The sequence below is a fragment of the Streptomyces sp. NPDC033229 genome, from assembly GCF_055576875.1.
Genome location: NZ_JBVIQR010000118.1, coordinates 1 through 5,966 on the forward strand (window position 1 = coordinate 1; position 5,966 = coordinate 5,966).

The window sequence follows — 5,966 nt, forward strand, 5'->3', positions numbered from 1 at the left end:
GGTGGGGGGGAGGGGTCTGTGGATTTGGTTGTTGTGGGTTTCGGCGTGGTGTTGTTCCTAGGGTGGGTGGGGGGGGGGGGGGGGGGGTTGTGGGGGGGGGGGGGGGGGGGCCCCCCCCCCCCCCCCCGGGGCGGGAGCGGGGTCCTGGTGGTCGGTTGAGGTCGTCACGCCCAGCGCAACGACTCACCCGAACGAGTGGATGCGGTGGCGAAGGGTGGCGAATATCTGTGCGGACCTACACACGTAGGGCTGGTGTGTACGGCCAGGCGCGGTCCGCTTCGTCCTGCCCGATGACGGCCTCCGCCGTCTCGATCCAGGCGTGGGCGGCGGCGGGCGCGAACCGGGCACCGAGAACCCAGTGGACCCGGCGGCGGCGCAGCAGGGCCGCGAGGAACGCCCCCAGGCTCTCCTCGAAGCATGCGGCGCGGCCGGGCCAGGCACGGGCGGCGCGGTGCACGGCGGCGAAGACCGCGTCGGCCTCCTGCGGTGCCGCCGGCGGGAACGGCAGGCGGACGACAACGCGGGCCAGGGCGATGACCGTCCGGACGGGGAGGCAGCGCAGCAGGACGAGCGCGGTGGCGAGGCCGGTGATGCCGGCCAGGCGGTCCGCCGTCTTCGGCGGCCAGCCGGGCCGGGTGAAACGGATGGTGTCCGGCGCCGGGAGAGCCGGGTGTGCGCTGGTGGCCGGGTCGAGGCGGGAGGCGGCGAAGGACTGGGTGAGCAGGGCGAGGTCGGCTCGGACCTGCCCGGGGTCGGCCCCGCGCGCGGCCCAGTGCGCGGTGAGCTCCTTGATGGCGGTCTCCGCGGGGACGCCGGCGGCGAGGACCTGCCACAGGGCGGCCCCGGTGGGGTTGAGGAACACCCACCGGCCGCGCGTGCACCGGATGTCGAGGAAGGCGGCTCCGGCCGACGTGATGGCGGTGTAGACGCGGCGGCTCACGGGCATGGGACGTCCTCCTCGTCGCGCTCCCACCAGGTGTGCCGGGCGGTGTCGAGCGTGGCGAGCCACAACTCGGTGACCACCAGGGCGTGCAGGCCGGCCAGCGGAGCGGGCACGCCCTGGACGGCACGCTCGAGGTCCTCCAGCACCCGGCGGGCGTCGAGCAGGCCCGCGCGGGCAAGCGCCGAGCCGCCGATGATGCCCCGCAGGACGGGGGCGTTACGGCGCAGCCCGGCGTAGACGCTGGAGGCGAACGTGGTCTTCGTGGGCCGGTGCAGGAGGAAGTCGGGGACCAGGCCGTCGAAGACGGTGCGGGCGAGCGCCTTGTAGACGCCGGGCCGTACGCGCTCCCCCGGTTCAATCGCCAGAGCCGCGTCGACGACCGCGGTGTCGAGGAACGGGGCATGCAGCGGGATACCCCAGCGGGTGCGGGCGACGGTGTCGAAGGTGGCGTGGCCGTCGGCCATCAGCTCCAGGCCCAGACGCTCGTGCAGCCGCGCGGGCGAAACGTACGGGTCGGCCTGGGCGGCGCGGCTCTCGACCAGGACGGACAGCGCCACCCGGCCGTCCCGGGTCAGCCAGGCCTCCGCCCCGCTGGTCGAGCACCAGCGCATCGCCTCCCACGGCGCCGCCCCGTACGGCCGCACTCCCGCCGGGGGCCGGGCGAGGGAGGCCGCCAAGGCCGCGAGGGCCTGGGGGTATCCGGTGGCCGCGGTGCGCAGCAGCTCGCCCCACATCCGGTGCACACTGCTGCGCCGGGACCGGGCGTAGCCGGCCGCCCGGCGCAGTGCCTCGATCCGGCGCCCGGCGAGGCAGAGGTCCACGGGGTGGCTGCGGACGGCGTCCAGGACGTCGTCGCCGCCCCGTCCGGTCAGGTGCGCGGTGCTGCCGTGGGCGATGACGGGCGCGAACTGGGCGTCCTTGATGGCGATCAGGCCGAGTGTGAACGACGGCGTGTCCGTACGGGGAAGCGCCGCCGCGTCCTCCAGGCCGGCGAAGTGACCGCCGGTGCCCTGGCCGTTGACCACCTGGTGTGTGATCCCGGGGACCGTGTCGGCGAGGCGGCGGGCGTAGCGGAGATCGTCGTCGTCGGCCAGGTGCACATCGGTGTAGGTGACGGCGAGCAGCGGGCGTTCCGGGGCCGCCAGGCACGTGACGCTGCTGCTGTCGATCCCGCCGGACAGGTCCGCCGACAGCTGGCCGGCCGCCCGCGCGCGGCGCGCAACTGCTGTCCGTACTGCTGTCCGCAGCCGCCGCGCCCCTTCCGCGGGCGAGAGGGCCGGGGAGTTCTCGCGGGCGGGGGCAGTGCGGGCGGGGCCGTGGTCGGGCAGGACGAGAACGTGGCCCGGCGGCACCCGGCGCACGCCGTGGAAGAGGCTGTGGGCGGCGAGGACGTCCACCCCGGTCAGCATGAAGGAGCACATCAGCAAAGACAGGTCCGCCCGGGCCTGTGTCACTGCCGCCAGGGGCACGGCTGCCGTGGCCCACAGCACCTGGTCCTCGATCGGCAGCCAGTACACGGTCATCACCCCGGCCCGGTCCCCCGCCACCCGCACGCCGTCCCGGGTGCGGGCCACCGCCAGGTACGAACCGGGCAGCCGCGTCGCGCCCGCGGCATCCCCCCGCTCCAGCGCGGCCAGGGCGCCGTCGAGCTCCTGCTCCGTCGCCAGGCAGCAGCCCACCGCCACCAGGCCCGCGCCCTCCGGGGAGCACGCCGAGCGCACTTCCCCCCTTTCGTGGCCGACCGTCCATATCCGTGTCCCGGCCAGGCCAGTGATCTCCCGCCCGTCACGCAGCCGCACACCAGCACCCGGGACTCCTCCGGGTCCGTGCCGTCCGGCGATCAACCGCACCGTCACCACCTCGTTTCTGCTCGTAGACGCGACAGCGCCCGGGAGGGCTCGAAGCCAGCTCCCGGGCGCCGGGTTCACTCACTCACACGCGAGGCCGGGGTCACTTCCAGTACTGGGTGTCGTCCGGCTCGTCGTTGCCCGCCGTGCCGAGGGTCACCTCGGCGACGGTGCCCAGCACGGTCAGCGTCGGCGCGATGTATTCCTCGGTCTGCTTGATGAACTCCATGGCGTCCTCCAGACGTCGTTGTCTCGGATGGACCGCCGCCCGACCACCCCGGCATCTCCGGCCGGCGAGGCCCCGGCGGCGGGCTGCGCACCATCACCATCCCGGCCCCGGGCAGCAGGAGGAAGCCGCGGGCCGGGTGCGGCCGGGTGCGGCTACGAGCACCCCAAGCGCACCCTCCGCCGCCATTCCGTACAGGCCCGGTCCAGGGCTACCGTCGATATGTTCGGCCCCGGCTCGGCGAGCGAAGGGCGAAACCAGGATGCATCTGCTGACACGGGCATTACGCGCACGCGGCTGGCTGCCGCCCGAACTCGCCCACCGCATCCGCGACCTGGGGGAAAAGCGGCACGTCGCGGTCGGCACCGGCAAGGACGGCGTCTACCGGTGGCAACGTGGCCGCACGCCCGACCTGCCAGCCCAGTACCTCATCGCCGAACTGTTCAGGCCTGTGGGGAGTGCGCCTGATCTTCCAGCGAACAGTCGGCGACCGCGCCCCGTACGTATCTGCCGTACGGGGGAACACTCCGGGCGAAGCCCTCAAGCGCACGCCCCCCGGCCAGCCAGTCGTGACAATCGCGGTCATGACATCGATGACGGAAGCCTTCCGCCTGGCTCTGCAGAAGGCGCTGGCCACTGGTCGGGACACAGTCAGCATCCGCGGCACCTTGATCGAGATGTTGGAACGGAATCCCTCCAAGGCGGAGGCTTCGGCAGCCCACAAGGCGGCCCGAAGGATCGCCGAGGATGGCGAGGCGGTCCTCATCTCTCTGCTTCCTGACCAAGCTGGCGCCAACGCCTACGTGCCTACGGTCCGTGGGGCTGGGAGGCGGGCGTCGAACTATCTGACCGTGGACGCGACGATCATCAAGAGCTTGCCGTGTCGCGTCGAGCTCGCCACAGAGAAGTGGGACGCGCTCATCGACGAAGGCATGCGGCTCACTCAGCAGAAGATCGAAAGCGACCCGATGCTCTCGATGTTGCTGCCTGGCTGGAAGGCCGAACCGCGTGCCGAAAAGCGAGACGCGTCAACGGCAGCAGCTAGCTGACCCGCCGTTCAGCGTCTGTGCCAGCGCGCCTCGGTGTCGAGACGTCGGCGAAGGTCTCAGGTCCTGGCTGCGATGGTGGAGCGTCGAGGGATGCAAAGTGGTCCGGCGCAGTCGGTCGATGCCGTAGTGTTCGCCGTACCGACGCGGGGTGGAGCAGCTCGGTAGCTCGCTGGGCTCATAACCCAGAGGTCGCAGGTTCAAATCCTGTCCCCGCTACTCACACGTGAAGGCCCGACAGCTTGGCTGCCGGGCCTTCACTGCGTCCGGGTCCGCGGGGGCGGCCAGGTTGATCGCGGCAGTCGCCGGCAAAGACGTCGAAGCGTGCGTATCTGAGGAGCTGTGCCGCCTGAGCCTCACTAGGTGTGGCAGATTGCTGTTTGGCCCACGGCCCTTCGCGGCAAGGCGGCGGCTGCGCAGGGCAGTTCGCCTTGGGGATCGTGTGGAGATCCGCGACTGTGTTCGGTGTTTGACGTCCCACCACCTCACGACTTGAGAACGGAATGTCACGTATGGCTCACACGATCAATCGCAAGATTGCTGTCTTCGGTGCGGGATACATCGGGCTGGTCACGGGGGCTTGTCTCGCTGAGCTCGGTCACGACGTGGTCGTCCGGGATATTCAGCCCGAGAGGATCAAGCTGCTGCAGTCCGGGCAGGTCCCGATCTACGAGCCTGGTCTGGGTGATCTGATCATCAAGAACAAGGAGCGGCTGGCGTTCACCCTCAACGTGGACGAGGCGCTCGCGCAGGCCGAGGTGGTGTTCGTCTGCGTGGACACGCCTCCCACGTCGGCTGGCGACGCCGACCTGTCGCGGGTCTGGTCGGTTCTCCATTCCCTCAAGGGGGCGGAGCGTCTTGCCGCGGTGGTCGTGAAGAGCACCGTGCCGGTGGGAACCGGCGCGCGCGCACGGTCGGTGCTCGACGATGTCGGGCTGGGGCATGTCGGCTATGCCTCCAACCCGGAGTTCACTGCCGAGGGCCGTGCCGTCTCCGACTTCCTCAACCCGGACCGGGTCGTGATCGGCGCATCGGATGCGGACACAGCCCGTCTGGTCGAGGAGCTGCATCAGGGCGTCAACGGCGACGTCGTGGTGATGGACATTCCGTCTGCGGAGATGGCGAAGATGGCGTCGAACGCGTTGCTGGCGACGAAGATCTCGTTCATCAACGAGATCGCGAACGTCTGTGAGGCAACCGGTGCCGACATCGGCAACGTCGCCAGGGCCGTCGGGCTGGACCATCGTCTGGGTCGGCACTTCCTGCAGGCCGGCATCGGGTGGGGCGGCAGCTGCTTCCCCAAGGACTCCGAGGCACTCAAGCAGCTGGCCAGCAACACCGGCTACCACCCGCAGCTGCTGAGCGCGGTCATCGAGGTCAACAACCTGCAGAAGCGGCGGGCGATCCAGAAGCTCAAGGACCAACTGGGGACGCTGGAAGGCACCCAGATCGCCTTGCTGGGGCTGACGTTCAAGCCCGGCACGGACGACATGCGAGAGGCCCCGAGCACCGTCCTGGCATCGCGGCTGCTGGCCGAGGGCGCCGCTGTGCGGTGCTGGGACCCGCTGGCCCGTCCCGGCGACGTCGAGCCGTGGAGGTCGACCACCCGGCACGAGAACGTGCTGGACGCCGTGACCGGCGCGGACGCGGCGATCGTCGTGACGGAGTGGCCCCAGCTGCGGGAGGTGCCGTGGGGTGAGGCCCGGGGCCTGATGCGCCGCCCGGTGCTCTACGACGGGCGCAACCTCTTCGACCCGGCCACGATGCGGGATCTCGCCTTCACCTACCTGAGCGTGGGCCGGCCCTAGCTGTGTTGTTCGGACAGGTTGGTGACGCGGCTGGCTGGTGGGTGGCCGTCGATGCCGGTGTGGGGTCGGTGGTAGTTGTACCAGTCCAGCCAGTCG

At 71.1% G+C, this 5,966-nt stretch carries 5 protein-coding genes, 1 tRNA gene and 1 pseudogene; 3 read left to right on the forward strand and 4 right to left on the reverse strand.

The features are described from left to right. Nucleotides 1-235: 235 nt before the first annotated feature. The 3 genes from ACZ53N_RS36035 to ACZ53N_RS36045 all read right to left on the reverse strand — a co-directional run bounded on the left by ACZ53N_RS36035 (nt 236) and on the right by ACZ53N_RS36045 (nt 3,019). Nucleotides 236-946 carry a lasso peptide biosynthesis B2 protein gene (locus tag ACZ53N_RS36035; protein ID WP_469144948.1) on the reverse strand — a complete coding sequence of 237 codons (711 nt, stop codon included), beginning with the start codon at nt 944-946 and terminating at the stop codon, nt 236-238. Continuing rightward, nucleotides 937-2,742, reverse strand: coding sequence for an albusnodin/ikarugamycin family macrolactam cyclase (locus ACZ53N_RS36040; protein ID WP_469144949.1), 1,806 nt, complete (start codon nt 2,740-2,742; stop codon nt 937-939). Before ACZ53N_RS36040 ends, ACZ53N_RS36035 begins: the two co-directional genes overlap by 10 nt. A gap of 151 nt (nt 2,743-2,893) precedes the next feature. Beyond that, entirely contained in the window at nt 2,894-3,019 is a 126-nt protein-coding gene (locus ACZ53N_RS36045) for a lasso RiPP family leader peptide-containing protein (protein ID WP_361934449.1), read from the reverse strand. A gap of 581 nt (nt 3,020-3,600) precedes the next feature. Between ACZ53N_RS36045 and ACZ53N_RS36050 the strand changes: the two genes are divergently transcribed. From ACZ53N_RS36050 to ACZ53N_RS36060, 3 genes are all read left to right on the forward strand, one after another. Beyond that, nucleotides 3,601-4,065, forward strand: coding sequence for a hypothetical protein (locus ACZ53N_RS36050; protein ID WP_469144950.1), 465 nt, complete (start codon nt 3,601-3,603; stop codon nt 4,063-4,065). A gap of 142 nt (nt 4,066-4,207) precedes the next feature. Next, a tRNA-Met gene (locus tag ACZ53N_RS36055) sits at nt 4,208-4,281 on the forward strand. A gap of 293 nt (nt 4,282-4,574) precedes the next feature. Then, nucleotides 4,575-5,870: a UDP-glucose dehydrogenase family protein gene (locus ACZ53N_RS36060; protein ID WP_469144951.1), complete on the forward strand. Its 1,296-nt coding sequence runs from the start codon at nt 4,575-4,577 to the stop codon at nt 5,868-5,870. Here the strand turns inward: ACZ53N_RS36060 and ACZ53N_RS36065 are convergent. Then, nucleotides 5,867-5,966, reverse strand: a pseudogene (locus ACZ53N_RS36065) (IS481 family transposase); the annotation flags it as partial. The gene ACZ53N_RS36060 and the pseudogene ACZ53N_RS36065 overlap by 4 nt on opposite strands.